The organism is Streptomyces mesophilus (assembly GCF_040300965.1).
GTDB lineage: Bacteria > Actinomycetota > Actinomycetes > Streptomycetales > Streptomycetaceae > Streptomyces > Streptomyces mesophilus_A.
Map to the genome: position 1 here is coordinate 1 of NZ_JBEPEW010000025.1, position 17,334 is coordinate 17,334.

At 70.6% G+C, this 17,334-nt stretch carries 13 protein-coding genes; 7 read left to right on the forward strand and 6 right to left on the reverse strand.

The annotated features are described in order from the left end of the window. Window positions 1-623: PucR family transcriptional regulator ligand-binding domain-containing protein (locus ABT367_RS12230; protein ID WP_352252270.1), on the reverse strand; the 623-nt coding region annotated here is incomplete at its 3' end. A gap of 103 nt (window positions 624-726) precedes the next feature. On the opposite strand from ABT367_RS12230, the gene ABT367_RS12235 reads away from it, so the two are divergent. The 3 genes from ABT367_RS12235 to ABT367_RS12245 all read left to right on the forward strand — a co-directional run bounded on the left by ABT367_RS12235 (window position 727) and on the right by ABT367_RS12245 (window position 5,148). Continuing rightward, complete coding sequence (locus ABT367_RS12235) at window positions 727-2,190, forward strand: sodium:solute symporter (RefSeq protein ID WP_352252272.1); 1,464 nt, start codon at window positions 727-729, stop codon at window positions 2,188-2,190. A 268-nt stretch (window positions 2,191-2,458) separates the two neighbouring features. After that, a complete protein-coding gene (gene speB, locus ABT367_RS12240; protein ID WP_352252274.1) occupies window positions 2,459-3,463 on the forward strand; it encodes an agmatinase in 1,005 nt (334 codons plus the stop codon). After that, window positions 3,460-5,148, forward strand: coding sequence for a thiamine pyrophosphate-binding protein (locus ABT367_RS12245; RefSeq protein ID WP_352252276.1), 1,689 nt, complete (start codon window positions 3,460-3,462; stop codon window positions 5,146-5,148). The genes speB and ABT367_RS12245 overlap by 4 nt, the downstream gene beginning before the upstream one ends. 68 nt (window positions 5,149-5,216) lie before the next feature. Here ABT367_RS12245 and ABT367_RS12250 read toward each other — a convergent pair whose 3' ends face one another. Beyond that, the gene (locus tag ABT367_RS12250; protein WP_352252278.1) at window positions 5,217-5,633 is read right to left on the reverse strand and encodes a GNAT family N-acetyltransferase; all 417 of its coding nucleotides are present in this window, start codon (window positions 5,631-5,633) and stop codon (window positions 5,217-5,219) included. Further along, window positions 5,630-6,373, reverse strand: coding sequence for a TetR/AcrR family transcriptional regulator (locus ABT367_RS12255; RefSeq protein WP_352252279.1), 744 nt, complete (start codon window positions 6,371-6,373; stop codon window positions 5,630-5,632). Before ABT367_RS12255 ends, ABT367_RS12250 begins: the two co-directional genes overlap by 4 nt. Before the next feature lie 96 nt (window positions 6,374-6,469). On the opposite strand from ABT367_RS12255, the gene ABT367_RS12260 reads away from it, so the two are divergent. Together ABT367_RS12260 and ABT367_RS12265 are read left to right on the forward strand one after the other, a co-directional pair. Continuing rightward, a complete protein-coding gene (locus ABT367_RS12260) occupies window positions 6,470-7,861 on the forward strand; it encodes an MFS transporter (RefSeq protein WP_352252281.1) in 1,392 nt (463 codons plus the stop codon). Between the two features lie 96 nt (window positions 7,862-7,957). After that, window positions 7,958-11,701: an ABC transporter ATP-binding protein gene (locus ABT367_RS12265; protein WP_352252283.1), complete on the forward strand. Its 3,744-nt coding sequence runs from the start codon at window positions 7,958-7,960 to the stop codon at window positions 11,699-11,701. A gap of 3 nt (window positions 11,702-11,704) precedes the next feature. Here the strand turns inward: ABT367_RS12265 and ABT367_RS12270 are convergent, their stop codons facing one another. Next, entirely contained in the window at window positions 11,705-12,238 is a 534-nt protein-coding gene (locus tag ABT367_RS12270; RefSeq protein WP_352252285.1) for a hypothetical protein, read from the reverse strand. Between the two features lie 259 nt (window positions 12,239-12,497). Between ABT367_RS12270 and ABT367_RS12275 the strand changes: the two genes are divergently transcribed. Both ABT367_RS12275 and ABT367_RS12280 read left to right on the forward strand, forming a co-directional pair. Then, window positions 12,498-12,902 (forward strand): hypothetical protein, encoded by a 405-nt coding sequence (locus ABT367_RS12275; RefSeq protein WP_352252381.1) that lies wholly within the window; start codon window positions 12,498-12,500, stop codon window positions 12,900-12,902. Window positions 12,903-13,036: 134 nt separating this feature from the next. Next, window positions 13,037-14,455: an aminopeptidase gene (locus ABT367_RS12280; RefSeq protein WP_352252287.1), complete on the forward strand. Its 1,419-nt coding sequence runs from the start codon at window positions 13,037-13,039 to the stop codon at window positions 14,453-14,455. 116 nt (window positions 14,456-14,571) lie between these two features. On the opposite strand, the gene ABT367_RS12285 is transcribed toward ABT367_RS12280, so the two are convergent. Continuing rightward, window positions 14,572-15,186: a hypothetical protein gene (locus ABT367_RS12285; protein WP_352252289.1), complete on the reverse strand. Its 615-nt coding sequence runs from the start codon at window positions 15,184-15,186 to the stop codon at window positions 14,572-14,574. A gap of 139 nt (window positions 15,187-15,325) precedes the next feature. Further along, on the reverse strand, window positions 15,326-17,167 hold the full coding sequence (locus ABT367_RS12290; protein ID WP_352252291.1) for a glycoside hydrolase family 3 protein: 1,842 nt from the start codon (window positions 17,165-17,167) through the stop codon (window positions 15,326-15,328). Between the last annotated feature and the right edge of the window lie 167 nt (window positions 17,168-17,334).

The window sequence follows — 17,334 nt, forward strand, 5'->3', positions numbered from 1 at the left end:
TGGGGGGTGCGGCCGGCCGAGCGTTCCGGGGCCGCGCCCAGGAGCACCGCGTATCCGCCCAGCCTGCGCGCCAGTTGGCGCAGCACGCAAGCCACCGGGTCGGAACGTGCGGCCGCGGCGGCGAGGGCCTGCTGGGCCTCGGCGACCCGGCGCAGCTCGGCATGGCGGGCCTGCGCCATCAGCTGCCAGACCGCCCGCGCGACCGTGGTGAACGGGGTCTTGGGGGCGACTTCGAGCAGCGGAAGCCCGTAGCGGTCACAGGCCTCGATCAGCGGCTGCGGCACCCGGTCGTGCACCGGCGCGACCCCGAACCCGAGCGCCGCCCCGCCGGCCTGCACGATACGGGCGGCGTACGTGTCGTAGTGCGCCGCGTCGGAAGGGTCGGGGCAGTGCACGCCCGCGGACAGGAGCAGCTCGCCGCCGAGGAGATACGGATAGGGGTCGGCCATCTCGCTGGTGTGCACCCAGTGGACGGCGGTCTCGGCGTCGACCGGTCCGGCGACCTGGCGCAGGCCGAGGTCGGGGCGGGCGAGGAGGGCGCTGAGAGGGATGGGCGGAGTGGGTGGGGCGGTGGGGGGAGCTGTGGGTGCGGCGAGGTCCGGCACTGTGGACGATCCATCCATCAGGTGGCTTTCGGATGGATGAAACGTACACTTCACGGCCCTGTGCGGGCCACCTAGTGTCAACCCACGAACCTGCCCCCCAGGCGCTTGGAGGAGCCCACGCATGGCTGTCGATTACGCGGTGATCGTCGTCTATCTCGCCGGCATGCTCGCCATGGGCTGGTGGGGGATGCGCAGGGCCAAGTCGAAGAGCGAGTTCCTGGTCGCGGGACGCCGGCTCGGACCGTGGATGTACTCCGGCACCATGGCCGCGATCGTCCTCGGCGGCGCCTCGACGATCGGCGGTGTCGGGCTCGGCTACCAGTACGGACTCTCGGGCGCCTGGATGGTCTTCACCATCGGCCTCGGACTGCTCGCGCTCAGCGTCTTCTTCTCGGCGCGGATCGCGCGCCTGAAGGTCTACACCGTCTCCGAGATGCTCGATCTGCGGTACGGCGGCCGCGCCGGCATCATCTCGGGCCTGGTGATGTGGGCGTACACCTTGATGCTCGCGGTCACTTCCACGATCGCCTACGCCACGATCTTCGACGTCCTCTTCGACCTGAACCGCACGATGTCGATCATCCTCGGCGGCTCCATCGTCGTTGTGTACTCGACCCTCGGCGGCATGTGGTCGATCACGCTCACCGACATGGTGCAGTTCGTGGTCAAGACGATCGGTGTGCTGCTTCTGCTCCTGCCGATCGCCGTCGTGAAGGCGGGCGGCTTCGGCGAGATGAAGGACTCCCTGCCGACCTCGTACTTCGACCCGCTCGGCATCGGCGGCGAGACGATCTTCACGTACGTCCTGATCTATACGTTCGGCATGCTGATCGGGCAGGACATCTGGCAGCGCGTGTTCACCGCCCGCAGCGACACGACGGCCAAGTGGGGCGGGACCGTGGCCGGTACGTACTGCCTGGCGTACGCGGTGGCCGGGGCTTTGATCGGTACGGCGGCCAAGGTGCTCTTCCCGAAGCTGGGCTCGGCAGACGACGCCTTCGCGACGATCGTGAAGGAGGAACTCCCGGTCGGTGTGCGCGGATTGGTGCTCGCCGCAGCCCTGGCGGCCGTGATGTCCACCTCGTCCGGGGCGCTCATCGCGTCGGCGACCGTGGCGAACAACGACATCTGGTCGCGGATACGTGGCGTGGTCGGCGCTGAGCAGGGCGAGCGCGACGAGGTGCGGGGCAACCGGGTGTTCATCCTCATCATGGGCGTCGCCGTGATCGTGATCGCGATCCAGCTGGACAGCGTCCTGGAAGGCCTGACCGTCGCGTACGACCTGCTGGTCGGCGGGCTGCTCGTACCGATCCTCGGCGGCCTGCTGTGGAAGCGCGGCACGGTGCACGGGGCGCTGGCCGCGGTCGGTGTCGGCGGAGCGACCGTGATCTTCCTGATGTGGAAGTACGGGATCCTCGCGAACGAGCCGGTCTATTACGGGCTCCTCGCCTCCCTTGCCGCTTACGTCGTGGTCTCCCTGGCCACGCGGCCCACCGACGAGGCCGTGCTCGCGAACTGGCGGGAGCGGCTGGCGGGGCGGGGTGGGGACGAGGAGCCCGCTGAGCCTTTGGCGGCCAAGGCCTGACCGCCGTCGAGTGGCGGAGTTATCCACAGCCCGTCGGTTATCCACAGCCCGAAACCCGCGCGGGCGACCTGAGCGACACTTGATCCGGCGAGACCTGCACCACCCGCCTGATCCGCGAGACCCGTACCAGCCGCTTGATCCCGCAAGACCTGCACCACCCGCCTGATCCCGCAAGGCCCGTACCACCCGCCTGATCCCGCAAGACCCGTACCACCCGCCTGATCCCGCAAGACCCGTACCACCCGCACCACCTTGAAGGAGCTCGACGATGAGCAGCAGCGAGACCCCCGGCAGCCCGTCCGCCACCCCGCGCGGACCCGTGGATTCCTCCCGGATCCCGCGGTACGCGGGCCCGGCCACCTTCGCCCGGCTGCCCCGCCTCGACGAGGTCGGCACGACCGACGTCGCCGTCGTCGGCGTGCCCTTCGACAGCGGGGTCTCCTACCGCCCGGGCGCCCGCTTCGGCGGCAATGCCATCCGTGAGGCCTCGCGGCTGCTCCGCCCCTACAACCCGGCGCAGGACGCATCGCCGTTCGCGCTCGCGCAGGTCGCGGACGCGGGCGACATAGCGGCCAACCCGTTCAACATCAACGAGGCGGTGGAGACCGTCGAGGCCGCCGCCGACGAACTGCTCGGCACGGGCGCCCGGTTGATGACGCTCGGCGGCGACCACACCATCGCCCTGCCGCTGCTCCGTTCCGTCGCCAAGAAGCACGGGCCGGTCGCGCTGCTGCACTTCGACGCGCACCTGGACACCTGGGACACCTACTTCGGCGCGGAGTACACGCACGGCACCCCCTTCCGGCGCGCGGTCGAGGAGGGCATCCTCGACACCTCGGCGCTCAGCCACGTCGGCATCCGCGGCCCGCTGTACGGCAAGCAGGACCTGACCGACGACGAGAAGATGGGCTTCGGCATCGTCACCTCCGCGGACGTCTACCGGCGCGGCGCGGACGAGGTCGCGGACCAGTTGCGCCAGCGCATCGGCGACCGCCCGCTGTACATCTCGATCGACATCGACTGCCTCGACCCGGCGCACGCGCCCGGCACGGGCACGCCCGAGGCCGGCGGCATGACCTCGCGCGAGCTCCTGGAGATCCTGCGCGGCCTGTCCTCCTGCAACCTGGTCTCGGCGGACGTGGTCGAGGTGGCGCCCGCGTACGACCACGCCGAGATCACCGCGGTGGCCGCATCGCACACGGCGTACGAGCTGACGACGATCATGAGCCGTCAGATCGCCGAGGCGCGGGGCGCCGCGGAGGGTGCCCGGTGACCCACGACCACGACATCGAGCTGCGGCCGACGCCGGCCCAGACGGAGGCCGCGCTGAACCCGCCGGCCGGGCGCAATGGCGGCGACCTCGTCATCGAGACCCTGCAGGGTCTCGGCGCGACCACCGTGTTCGGGCTGCCCGGCCAGCACGCGCTCGGCATGTTCGACGCGCTGCGCCGCTCCGACCTGCGCTATGTGGGCCTGCGGGTGGAGAACAACGCGGGCTTCGCGGCCGACGCCTACGGCCGGGTCACGGGCGAGGCGGCACCGCTGCTGCTCTCCACCGGACCTGGCGCGCTGACCGCGCTCGCCGCGCTCCAGGAGGCGGCCGCCGCCTCCGCGCCCGTCCTCGCGATCTCCAGCCAGATCCCGACGGCGGGACTCGGCGGCGGGCGCCACGGCTATCTGCATGAACTGCGGGACCAGCAGGCCTCGTTCCGCGACATCGTGAAATCCGTGCACACCGTCCGTACGCAGTCGCAGATCCCCTCGGCGATCGCCGCGGCCTGGGAGTCGGCGCTCACCGCCCCGCACGGTCCGGTGTGGGTGGAGATCCCGCAGGACGTGCTGCTCGCCGAAACCGCGCTGCCGCAGGTCACTCCGGTCGACGCGTTCCCGCACGACCTGCTTCCCCGCCCCGAACTGACCGCGGTCGCGGCCGACTTGCTGGCGAACGCGGCGCGTCCCGCGATCATCGCGGGCGGCGGAGTGGTCCGCTCGGACGCCTCGGGCAAGCTGCGCGCGCTCGCCGAGCAGCTGAACGCCCCGGTGGTCACCACCTTCGGCGGCAAGGGCGCCTTCCCCTGGGAGCACCCCCTCTCCCTGCAGTCCTGGCTGGAGGACCGGCACACCACCGACTTCCTCGAGGACGCGGACGTCCTGCTCGTGGTCGGCTCGGGCCTGGGCGAACTCTCCTCGAACTACCACACGTTCAAGCCCCGCGGCCGGGTCATCCAGATCGAGGCGGACGCGGGCAAGCTGGAGTCGAACCTTCCGGCGCTCGGCATCCACGCGGACGCCCGTATCGCCCTGACCGCCCTGCTCGAAACCCTGGACGGTCCGCGCGAGGACGCCTCGGCGGCCTCGCGCGTAAGGGAGGTTCTCGACCGCGTACGGGAGCGGATCGACGCGCAGGATCTCGACGCGGAGCAGCAGCTGCTCGCCTCGGTCCGTGCGGCGCTCCCCGACGCATCGCCCAGCTTCTGGGACATGACGATCCTGTCGTACTGGGCGTGGTCGGCCTTCGACGCCCGTCGCCCCAACACGATGCACTCGGCCCAGGGTGCGGGCGGTCTGGGCTACGCCTATCCGGCGGCGCTCGGTGCGGCGGCGGCCGACCCGTCGAAGCCGGTGCTCGCGGTCTCCGGCGACGGCGGTGCGATGTACTCGCTCGCCGAGCTCGCGACGGCGAAGCAGTACGGCCTCCCCGTGACGTGGCTGATCGTCGACGACGGCGGTTACGGCATCCTGCGCGAGTACATGACGGACGCCTTCGGCGAGGCCACGGGCACGGAGTTGGCGAGGCCCGACTTCGTGGCCCTGGCGGAGTCGTTCGGGGTGCCGGCGGTCCGGACCTCGCCGGCTTCGCTGGAGGAGGACCTGGCCAAGTCCCTTGCGCAGCCCGGGCCTTCGGTCGTGGTGCTGCCGACGGTGGTCAGGCTGTTCGCGGCCACGCATCTGGGATGACGCGCGGGCCGAGGGCGTGAGGGTCCGAGGGACCCCGGCTCGCGCCGGGGCTCCCCGGGCCCGCCCCGTCAGCCGATGGAGCGGGCCATGCCGATGGAAGCGGGCGCGGTGTCGGTGAAGCCGAACTTCCGGTACAGGTGCTGGGCGTCCCCGTCGGTGATGAGGGAGACGTAGGCGGTGGCCGGGGCGCGGCGCTCGAGTTCGCCGACCAGGGCCTCCATGATGCGGCGGCCCAGGCCGCGTCCCTGATGCTCGGGCAGGACGCAGATGTCGACGATCTGGAAGTGGCAGCCACCGTCGCCGATGACCCGACCGGTGCCGATCGCGGCGCCCTCGTGCAGCACCGTCACCCCGTACCAGGTGTGCGCCAGACCGATCGCCGCGGCCTCGGCCGACTTGGCGCTGAGGCCGGCGGCGGTGCGCAGCCGACGGTAGTCGTCCACGGAAGGGGCGCCGGGGCGGAGCTCGTAGGTGCCGTCGTTCACGAGGTCCTCCCGTTGCTCTCTTCGGCCTGAGGTGCGGCTTCGGCCCGAGGCGTGGCTTTGGCCTGAGGCGTGGCTTTGGCCTGAGGTGCGGCTTCGGCGTGAGGTGCGGCTTCGGCCTGGGGCGTGGCCTCGGCCCGAGGCGCGGCTGGCGCCTGGGGTGCGGCTGCCGCCAGGACGATCCCGGTGATGAACTGCGGGGCCTGTTCCGGATCGAGGCGGCCGCCGTTCACATCGGCCGCAGCGCCCTTCAGTACGTGATGGAGCGCGTTGGACAGCCAGGCGGCCGGCAGATCGTCGCGGAAGACGCCCTGCTCCTGCCCGCGCTCGATGAGCGCGAGGACGCGTCGCTCCGGAACGGCGTGCAGATCGTGGATCCGCTGCGGCGAGAGCGTCGCCTGGGCCGCCTCGAGCACCCCGCTCGCCTGCGCGATCAGCATCCAGCTCGACTCGATCAGCCGGCGCAGTACCTCGCGCGGATCACCTTCGGCGGCTGTGTCGTCGAGACCGTCGAGCGTCCCCTGCCCCCGCTCGATCACCCGGGCCAGCGCGGCCTCGACGACCGCCTCCCGCGAGGAGAAGTGGCCGTACAGCGTGACCCGGCCCACCCCGGCGGCCTGGGCGATGTCGACCATGCTCGCGGCCGGCTTGCGGCCGAGACAGTCGATGGCGGCATCGACGATCTTGTCCGCGTTCTGCCGGGCGTCGGCTCTGCGGGTTCCCGCTGCTGCTGGGCGAACCATCCTCGAAGCTCCCCTTAACTCAAACACCAATGTTCGAGTTATAGTACAGTCGATAACTCGAACAGTCGTGTTTGACTTACCTGAAGGGGGCAGGTCATGAGCGAGCCGTTGTCATCCGCACAGCCCACCCGCACACCCGACCCACGCCGCTGGAAGATCCTCGGCCTGGTCGGCGTCGCGCAACTGATGCTGATCCTCGACGTCACCGTCGTCGCCATCGCCCTGCCGCACATCGGGGCGGACCTCGGCCTCAGCCGTGACGCGCTGACCTGGGTGGTGAGCGGCTACACCCTGGCGTTCGGCGGGCTGCTGCTGCTCGGCGGCCGGGCGGCGGACCTGTTCGGCGCCCGCCGGACGGTCCTGGCCGGACTCCTGCTGTTCGCCGGCGCATCCCTCCTGGCCGGCCTCGCCGCCAACGGCCCGATGCTGCTCGGCGGCCGCGTGGTGCAGGGTCTGGCCGCCGCAATCCTCTCGCCCGCGGCGCTGTCCCTTGTCGTCACGCTCTTCGACGGCGAGGAGCGCAACAAGGCCCTGGGCATCTGGTCCTCCCTCGGCGGCAGCGGCGCCGCCCTCGGCGTACTCCTCGGCGGTCTCCTGACCGCCGGGCCCGGCTGGCCGTGGGTGTTCTTCGTCAACGTCCCCGTGGGCGTGCTGCTGTTCTTCGCCCTGCGCGTCAACCTGCCGGCCGCACAAGCCGCACCGGACCGCGGCCGCCTCGACGTCCTGGGCGCGGCGCTGGTCACCGCCGCCACCGGCACCCTGACCTACGCCCTGGTCCGCGCCGGCGACAAGGGCTGGGCCACCGCAGCGACGGCGCTCCTCGTGCTCGCGGCCGCGGTCCTGTACGTGCTCTTCGTCGTACGCCAGCGCCGGGCGCGCACCCCGCTGATGGACGTCACTTTGCTGATACGCCGCCCGGTGGCGACCGGCACCGTCCTCATCCTGGTGGCCACCGCCTTGATGATCATGGTGTTCTTCCTCGGCACGTTCTCCCTGCAGGACCACCGCGGTCACGGAGCGCTGGCCACCGGACTGCTCTTCCTGCCGGTGGCGGCGGCCACGATGGTGGGCGCCACCCTCGCGGGCCGGGTGATCGGACGGACCGGTCCGAAGGCGCTCGGCGCGGGAGGCCTGCTGCTCGCGGCAGCGGGCATGACCGTCCCGGTCCTGTGGGAGCCGACCGCAGCCCTGGTCGTCGGCATCTCGGTGGCAGCAGCGGGCACGGGAGTGGTCTTCGTCGTCGCCTCCGCCACGGCCCTGGGACAGATCGCACCGCACGAGGCCGGTCTCGCCTCGGGGATCCTGAGCACCTTCCACGAGTTCGGCGCCTCGCTCGGCGCCGCGGTGGTCTCCAGCATGGCCGCGGTCAGCATCACTGGGACGGACAGCGAGGGGTTCGACCGCGGGTTCGTCGCGGGCGCCGTCGCCGCGGCCGCGGCGGCCCTGCTGACCCTGGTCCTGACACCACGTACACCGCGCGCGGCGTAAAGCACCCCGCACGGGCACACGGGCCCCAGGCCGGGATGAAATCCGCCCCGACCCGCGTTGATCCCTCCGGCAGCGGACAACAGCAGGAGGCTTTCAGTGGCGGCGGCACAGCAGGGGTGGGCCAGGAGGCTGACCGGGTACGCATGGCGCTACCCGAAGGACGTCATCCTGGCGCTGGGCTCCAGCCTCGGCGGCATGGCCGTCATGGCGGTCGTGCCGCTGATCACCAAGGTCGTCATCGACGACGTGATCGACACCCACGAGCGGTCGCTCGGGACCTGGACGGGTCTCCTGATAGCGGCCGCTCTGGTCGTCTACGTCATGACGTACATCCGCCGCTACTACGGCGGCCGCCTCGCCCTCGACGTCCAGCACGATCTGCGCACCGACATGTACGGAGCGATCACCCGGCTCGACGGCCGCCGCCAGGACGAGCTGTCCACCGGCCAGGTCGTCGGCCGCGCCACCAGCGACCTCCAGCTGATCCAGGGCCTGCTCTTCATGCTGCCGATGACCATCGGCAACATTTTGCTCTTCCTGATCTCCCTGGGGATCATGGCCTGGCTGTCGCTGCCCCTGACCCTCGTCGCGCTCGCCGTCGCCCCCGCCCTCTGGTTCATCGCCAAGCGCAGCAAGACCCGCCTGCACCCGGCAACCTGGTACGCCCAGGCCCAGGCCGCCGCCGTCGCGGGCGTCGTCGACGGCGCCGTCTCCGGCGTACGCGTGGTCAAGGGCTTCGGCCAGGAGGACCAGGAGACCGGCAAGCTCAGGGAGGTCGGCCGCCGCCTGTTCGCCGGCCGCCTGCGCACCATCAAGCTGAACGCCCGCTACACCCCGGCCCTCCAGTCCGTCCCCGCCCTCGGCCAGGTCGCCATGCTCGCGCTCGGCGGCTGGCTCGCGGTGCGCGGCGAGATCACGCTCGGCACCTTCGTCGCCTTCTCGACCTACCTCGCCCAGCTCGTCGGCCCCGTCCGCATGCTCGCCATGGTCCTCACCGTCGGCCAGCAGGCCCGTGCCGGCGTCGAGCGCGTGCTCGAACTGATCGACACCGAGCCCGTCATCGAGGACGGCACCAAGAAGCTCCCGGCCGACGCCCCGGCGACGGTCGAGTTCGACGACGTCTCCTTCGCGTACGACGACGGCCGCCCGGTCCTCAAGAACTTCTCGCTCACCATCGAGCCCGGCGAGACTGTCGCCGTCGTCGGCTCGTCCGGCAGCGGCAAGTCCACCGTCTCGCTCCTGCTGCCCCGCTACTACGACGTCTCGCACGGCGCCGTACTCGTCGGCGGCCATGACGTACGCGAGCTGACGCTCGAATCGCTCAGGGCCGCGATCGGCCTGGTCCCCGAGGACTCCTTCCTCTTCTCCGACACCGTCCGCGCCAACATCGCGTACGGAGCCCCGGACGCCACCCAGGAGCAGATCGAGGCGGCCGCGCGCGCCGCGCAGGCCGAGCGCTTCATCGACGAACTGCCCGAGGGCTACGACACCACGGTCGGCGAGCACGGCCTCACCCTCTCCGGCGGCCAGCGCCAGCGCCTCGCACTCGCCCGCGCGATCCTCACCGACCCGCGTCTGCTCGTCCTCGACGACGCCACCTCCGCCGTGGACGCCCGCGTCGAGCACGAGATCCACGAGGCCCTCAAGCAGGTCATGGCCGGGCGCACCACCCTGCTCATCGCCCACCGCCGCTCCACGCTCGGCCTCGCCGACCGCATCGCCGTACTCGACGAGGGCAGGCTCGCCGACATCGGCACCCACGAGGAGCTGGAAGAGCGCTCGGCCCTCTACCGCCGCCTGCTCACCGACCCGGACGAGCTGGGCGCCGTATCGCCGGGCCACCTGCTGCAGAAGACCGTCGCGCACGAGGACTGCTCCGTACGAGAAGAGCTGGACGCCGAGTTCGACGCCGAGCGCGGGATCACCCCGCAGCTGTGGGCCGGCGACCGCACCCCCAAGGACACCGCCCTCAGCGACACCCCCGCGACTCCCGAACTCCTCGCCCAGGTCGACGCCCTGCCCCCGGCCACCGACACCCCCGGCATCGACGAGGCCAACGCCGTAGCCCCCGAGAAGTCGTACGGGCTGCGCCGCCTCCTCAAGGGCTTCGGCAAACCGCTGCTCATCGCCCTCTCCCTCGTCGCGGTCGACGCGGGCATGGGCCTGCTGCTTCCCGTCCTCATCCGGCACGGCATCGACGAGGGCGTCAACCAGGCCGCGCTCGGCGCCGTCTGGACCGCCGCAGGACTCGCGCTGATCGCCGTCATCGTGCAGTGGGCCGCGCAGACCGGGGAGATCCGCAAGACGGGCCGGACCGGTGAACGGGTCCTGTACTCACTGCGGTTGAAGATCTTCGCCCAGCTCCAGCGCCTCGGGCTCGACTACTACGAGCGCGAGCTGACCGGCCGCATCATGACCCGGATGACCACGGACGTGGACGCCCTGTCCACGTTCCTGCAGACCGGACTCGTCACGGCCTTCGTCTCCGTCGTCACCTTCTTCGGCATCATGGTCGCGCTCCTGGTGATCGACCTCCAGCTCGCCCTGGTCGTCTTCGCGACCCTGCCGGTCCTGGTCGTCGGCACGTACTTCTTCCGCAAGTCCAGCGTGAAGGCGTACGAACTCGCCCGTGAACGCGTCTCCGTGGTCAACGCCGACCTCCAGGAGTCCGTCTCCGGTCTGCGGATCGTCCAGGCCTTCCGCCGCGAGCGCTCCGGTTCCGCACGGTTCGCCGAGCGCAGCGACAGCTACCGCCAGGCCCGTGTCAAGGGGCAGTGGCTGATCTCGGTCTACTTCCCGTTCGTCCAGTTCCTGTCCTCCGTGGCCGCCGCGGCCGTGCTGATCGTCGGCGCCCACCGGGTCGACGCCGGCACGCTCACCACCGGCGCCCTGGTCGCGTATCTGCTCTACATCGACCTGTTCTTCGCGCCCGTACAGCAGCTCTCGCAGGTCTTCGACGGCTACCAGCAGGCGACCGTCTCGCTCGGCCGGATCCAGGAGCTCCTCCAGGAGCCGACCTCCACCAAGGCCGCCGACGAACCGCGCGAGGTCCTCTCGCTGCGCGGCGAGATCGCCTTCGAGGGCGTCCAGTTCGCGTACGGGGACGGGGAGGACGCGCTCCACCAGGTCGACCTGACGATCCCCGCCGGGCAGACCGTGGCGTTCGTCGGCGAGACCGGCGCGGGCAAGTCCACGCTGGTCAAGCTGGTCGCCCGGTTCTACGACCCGACCGGCGGCCGGGTCACGGTCGACGGCAGCGATCTGCGCGACCTCGACCTCACCTCGTACCGGCACCGCCTCGGTGTCGTACCGCAGGAGGCCTATCTGTTCGCCGGGACCGTGCGCGACGCCATCGCCTACGGACGGCCCGACGCCACCGACGCCCAGGTCGAGGCGGCCGCCCGCGCGGTTGGCGCGCACGAGATGATCGCGACGCTGGAGGGCGGCTATCTGCACGAGGTCAGCGAACGCGGCCGCAACCTCTCCGCGGGCCAGCGCCAGCTGATCGCGCTCGCCCGGGCCGAACTGGTCGACCCGGACGTGCTGTTGCTCGACGAGGCCACCGCGGCCCTCGACCTCGCCACCGAGGCGCAGGTCAACCAGGCCGCGGACCGTCTCGGCGCCAGCCGTACGACGCTTGTGGTCGCGCACCGTCTGACCACCGCGGCCCGCGCGGACCGGGTGATCGTGATGGACCACGGCCGGGTCGCCGAGGACGGCACGCACGACGAACTGCTCGCGCTCGACGGCACGTACGCGCGGCTGTGGCGCACCTTCATCGGCGAGGCCGAGGCCGACGCCGATCCGGAAGCCGAGGCGGCGGTCAGTACTTCCCGCTGATGGTCAGTACTTCTCGCTGATGTCGGAGATCTTTCCGCTCGCCAGCTCGGTGGTCACCTTCAGATAGGTGTACGTACGGTCCTTGCCCTCGCCCCAGGTCAGCCGGACCGTCGACCAGGTGGTGCCCATTCCGCTGCCCTCGGGGGTCACCCGCCATGCGGTGGGGGAGTTCTGGGCGCGCAGCACCCCGTCCGCCTCATTGCGCCGCTCCCAGTCGGCGAGGCGCTTCTGGGCGGCGGGAGTGAGGTAGAAGGCGCGCAGAGCGGTGGCGGCCGCGTCGGAGCCCGGGTCGCTCGCCACGTCGACATACGCGGCGTAGAAGTGCGCGACGCGGGTGTACGGGGTCTCCGGATCGCCGCTCAACACCGGGGCGGGCGGCGGTTCCTGGGCCTTCGGGGCTTCGGCGGCCGGCTTGGGGGCGTCGCCGGCCGACTGCGGGGCTTCGGCCGCCGCCTTGGGGGCGGCTCCCGCCGGCGCGTAGTCCATCGCGGAGACCGAGGCCGGCACCGCGACGAGCCCGGCGAGCGTGAGGGCCACGATCAGGGCGCGGCCGGACCTGCCGGAAGAAGTACGTGGGGACGTACGGGACGAAGTACGTGCGGACGTACGGGACGAAGTACGTGCGGACGTACGGGATGAAGTACGCGTGTGGGTCATGGCTCTGCCTTTCGCGTCAGTCACAAGAGTGCCCCGAACACGTCAAAGTCCTCATCGAAGGAGACGCTTTCGGCCAGCCCCGGAACCACCCGGTGCCCCACCTGCGTCCGTACCTGCGTACGGTGCAGGGGTGGGAGGGATGCACGTGGCGGACGGGGCGATACGCAAGGCGCGCGCCGGACTCGTGCTGCTCGCCGTCGCCGTGCTGCTCACGCTGGTCGGCCCGTTCTCCGGCGACGCGCACGCCGCGACCCGCTGCGCGGGGCACAAGGTCGACACCCTGAGGTTCTCGACCGGATCCGTCCATGTCTTCCGCGACGGCGACTTCCTGTGCGCCATGACGTACGCCAAGCACCCCGGCACCCTCCGCACCATGAGCGTCAGCATCCAGGCGCGTGGCAGCCGGGCGGCGGCGAAGTCCGGCCGGTACAAGAAGTACGCCGGACCCGTACGCACCCACATCGGCACCCGCAAGGTCTGGATCAGGGGCTCGGTGGGCAGCGGCAAGTACAGCGACGGCTGGTTCAAGTACCCCCGCCGGTGAGCCCGGGTGATCGCCCCGCTTTCCGGCCGCGATCTCCGTAAACCACCACGATGAGCGGTGAACTCCCCCTGGTGCCCGGAAAGTTGCTGCACTAGGTTCCGGTGCTATCTGTGACCACAGGGGAGGGTACCTGCATGCGTAAGGCGCTCAGATGGCTGCTCACGCTCGTGGTGCTGATAGGCACCATGGCGGCGGGCACGGCCACGGCGACCGCTGCCGGCAAGCCGCAGACGACCGACATCCTGGACCGTCTGCTCGCGATCAAGGGCATGAGCCTGATCGAGGAGAAGCCCTACGCGGGCTACCGCTACTTCGTTCTCAACTACACCCAGCCCGTGGACCACCGCGACCCGTCCAAGGGCACCTTCAAGCAGCGGCTGACCCTGCTGCACAAGGACACCGCGCGTCCCACCGTCTTCCACACCTCCGGCTACGGGGTCTCCACCAACCCCGGCCGCAGCGAGCCCACGCGGATCATCGACGGCAACCAGGTCTCCATGGAGTACCGCTTCTTCACGCCGTCCCGTCCGCAGCCCGCCGACTGGACCAAGCTGGACATCTGGCAGGCGGCAAGCGACCAGCACCGCATCTTCCAGGCGCTCGACGGTCTCTACCCGGGGCGCTGGCTGTCGACCGGCGGGTCCAAGGGCGGTATGACCGCCACGTACTACGAACGCTTCTACCCCAAGGACATGGACGGTGTCGTCGCCTATGTGGCGCCCAACGACGTCGTCAACCACGAGGACTCCGCGTACGACCGCTTCCTGTCGAAGGTCGGCACCCAGGAGTGCCGCGACAAGCTGAACAACATCCAGCGCGAGGCGCTGATCCGGCGCGGTCCGCTGGAGGAGAAGTACGCCGCGTACGCGAAGGACAACGGCTACACCTTCAAGACCGTCGGCTCCCTCGACAAGGCCTACGAGGCCGTCGTCCTCGACTTCACCTGGGCGTTCTGGCAGTACAGCCTGCTCTCCGACTGCGCCTCGATTCCGGTCGCCAAGTCCGCGACCGACGAGGAGATCTGGAACACGGTCGACGCGATCTCCGGCTTCTCCTTCTACACCGACCAGGGGCTCGCGCCGTACACGCCGTACTACTACCAGGCGGGCACCGAGCTGGGCTCCCCGGACATCGAGCAGCCGCATCTCAACGGCCTTTCGCGGTACGGCTACCAGCCGCCGCGGAACTTCGTGCCGCGGGACATCGAGATGAAGTTCAAGCCGTGGGTCATGCGGGACGTGGACAGCTGGGTACGCAAGAACGCCACGCGCATGATGTACGTCTACGGCGAGAACGACCCGTGGGGAGCCGAGCGCTTCCGCCCGGGCAAGGGCACGCACGACAGCCATGTGTTCACCGCGCCGGGGGCCAACCACGGGGCGAACGTCGCGGCTCTGGACGCCGAGGACGAGGCGCTGGCCATCGCGCGGATCCTTGAGTGGGCCAATGTCGCGCCGGCTTCGGTGAAGGCCGATCCGGGCACGGCGAAGGCGCTCACCACGTACGACGCCCGCCTCGACGGGCAGGACGGACCGCGGACGCTGCGGCCGTGACACCACCATGTGCCGGGCCGGTGGGGCGCTTTGTGCGCCGCACCGGCCCGGCTCTGTGCCGGTCTCTCTCTGTGCAGGTCCCTCTCTTTGCCGGTCTCTCCGTGCCGTGCCGCTGCCTACGCCGGCACCGCGCACCCGACCGGCTTGCTCCCGCCCAACTGGACGTACAGCTCGGTGCTGTCCGGGCACTTGTCGCGGCCGCGGACCGCCGAACGCACCTTGAACTCCGGCTCGTTCTCGCCCGACCCGTCGCATGCCGTCTCGCGGACCTCGCCCTTGCCGGCCGTGTAGACGCAGTCGCCGACGATGGTGCGTGGGCCGCCGCCTCCGCCCGGGTCGCCCGGATGCGGTGACTCCAGATTGCGCATGCACGCATAGCCCTTGGGCACGGATCCGTCGCCGTCCTCGTCGTAGGTGGACGACTCGCTGATGTGCAGCACGAAGTCCGTGGGCCCCGGGCAGGCCGGGCCCTGAGACTGCTTGCCGTCATAGCGCGCGATCACTCTCGCCTGGGCCTTCTCGCTGGTGCACGGCACCTCGGCGGAGCCCTTGCCGCGCGAGGCGCACTCGTCGACACCGAGGAAGACCAGGCCGTAGCCGGACGGAGACTTGGATGCGGATGTGTCGTTCAGACTGCCGCTCGCGCCGGGCGACTTCTGGCACCCCACCAGAGCCAGCACCCCCATCAGTAACGGCGCACACATCACCCGCGCGAATCGTGCTCTGCGCATGTTGAACCCCCCGAGACGTCCTCTCAGCGTGCGGCCTCGGACGGGGCGCACGCCAGGTGTGCAGGGTGCTTTGCGTCAGTTGGGGGTGGCGCGCCGGGTGTGCGGCGTACGCCGGGTACGCCGCACACCCGGTGTCCGGCTAGTACGACAGTCCGTAACCGATCGGATACAGCGTGGTGGTCGGATCGTCGGCGCGCTGGACGGGCACGGGCAGCCGGCCCACCGGATCCGCCTTCCCCGCGATCACCCGGGCCGCGGCCCGCAGTTCGGTGTCGGTCCAGGAGTACGTGGCCAGTACGGCCTTCGGCTCGGGCAGCCGTGCGACGTCGTACGGACGGTTCACGGAGACAGTCACCACCGGGACGCCGGTCGCGGCGAGCCGGGTGACCAGGGTGCGCTGGGCGCTGGTCGCCGAGACGTTCGAGGTGAGCACGACGGCCACGTCCTTGCCCGCGACGGCCGCCACCGCCTCGTCGATCTTCGCGGCAGTGGGCGCGGTCCCGGTCGGCAGGGCGCTCGCCGTGAAGCCGAGCTCGGTGAGGGCCTTGGTGAACACGGTGGTCGGCGGCCCCGTCGTACCGGACGGTGAGGCCGGATCGACGCCCAGGACAAGGATGTCGGGCGTGCTGCTCTTGGACAGCGGCAGCAGCTTGCCGGTGTTGACGAGCAGCGTGGTGGTCTCGTCGGCGATCTGCTCGGCGGCGCGCAGATGCTCGGGGATGCCGACGGTACGGTCCACGTCGCGGGCCGTGGTGTACGGGTCGCGGAACAGTCCGAGCTTCGACTTGAGGCGCAGCACGCGCAGGATCGACTCGTCGAGCCGCTCCTCGGTCAGCTCCCCGCTGCGTACGGCATCGAGCACCGCGTTCCAGGCGACTTCGAGCGAAGGCGGGTTGAGCAGCTGGTCGACGCCGGCCTTGAGGGCGAGCACCGGGACGCGGTCGTCCCCGTACTTGGTGCGTACGCCCTCCATGCCGAGGGAGTCGGTGACCACCACGCCGTCGTAGCCGAGCTGTTCACGCAGGACGCCGGTCATGATCGGGCGGGAGAGGGTGGCGGGGTCCTCGGCGGGGTCGAGGGCGGGGACCACGATATGGGCGGTCATGATCGAGTCGATGCCGGCCCGTATCGCCGCCTTGAACGGGGGCAGATCGAGCCGCTCGAACTCCTCGCGGGTGTGGTGGATGTACGGCAGCGAGTAGTGGCTGTCGTCCTCGGTGTCGCCGTGTCCGGGGAAGTGCTTCGACGTGGCCGCGATGGCGGCGCTCTGATACCCGTCGACCTGTGCGGCCACCAGACGGGCGACCGCCTCGGGGTCGGCGCCGAAGGACCGTACGCCTATGACGATGTTGCCGGGGTTGACGTTGACGTCGGCGACCGGGGCGTAGTTCTGGCGGATGCCGAGCGCGGCGAGCTCGCGTCCTGCGATCCGGGCGGCGCGGCGGGCGTCGGAACGCGAACCGTTCGCGCCGAGCGCCATCGCGCCGGGCATCAGCGTGGCGGGCTTGCCCACGCGGCAGACGATGCCGTGCTCCTGGTCGGTGGAGATCAACAGGGGGACGCGGGAGGCCTGTTGGAGCGCCGCCTTCTGGATCCCGTTCGACAGGCCGGCTATCTGATGCGGCTCGCGGACGTTGTGCGCCCAGCCGAAGTAGATGATCCCGCCGACGTGGTACTTCGCTATCAGCTCGGCGGCGTCACGGACGCCGAGCTGCGCGAGGTTGAGGTCGATATCGGCCTGGGCGGGGTCGGTGGCGGTCTCTCCGTAGACCCGGGAGACGAAGACCTGGCCGACCTTCTCCTCCAGGGACATCCGGCTGATGATCCGGCGCAGTTCACGGTCCTTGCTGTGGGCTGGCTGAGCATGTGCGGGGATGGCGCCGAGTGCGGCTGCCGCTGCGGCGGTGGCCGTGGCGGTCAGCAGCGTGCGTCTGGAGGTGCGGAGCGGGCGTTGCTGCACGAGGCGCGGGCGTTGCTGCACGAGCACTCCCAACTGTCCGTGGGTCCACGGGGATCGGTTCCCCGGATCCCCTGGCATGTCCTGTGACATGTCCCTGGCTGAAGGAAACTTCCAGGGATCACGGATAGTCGGAAAATTTCTGCCGGTCAAGATGGTGGACCCCTCGGGCGGAACCCGTTGGGGCGCGG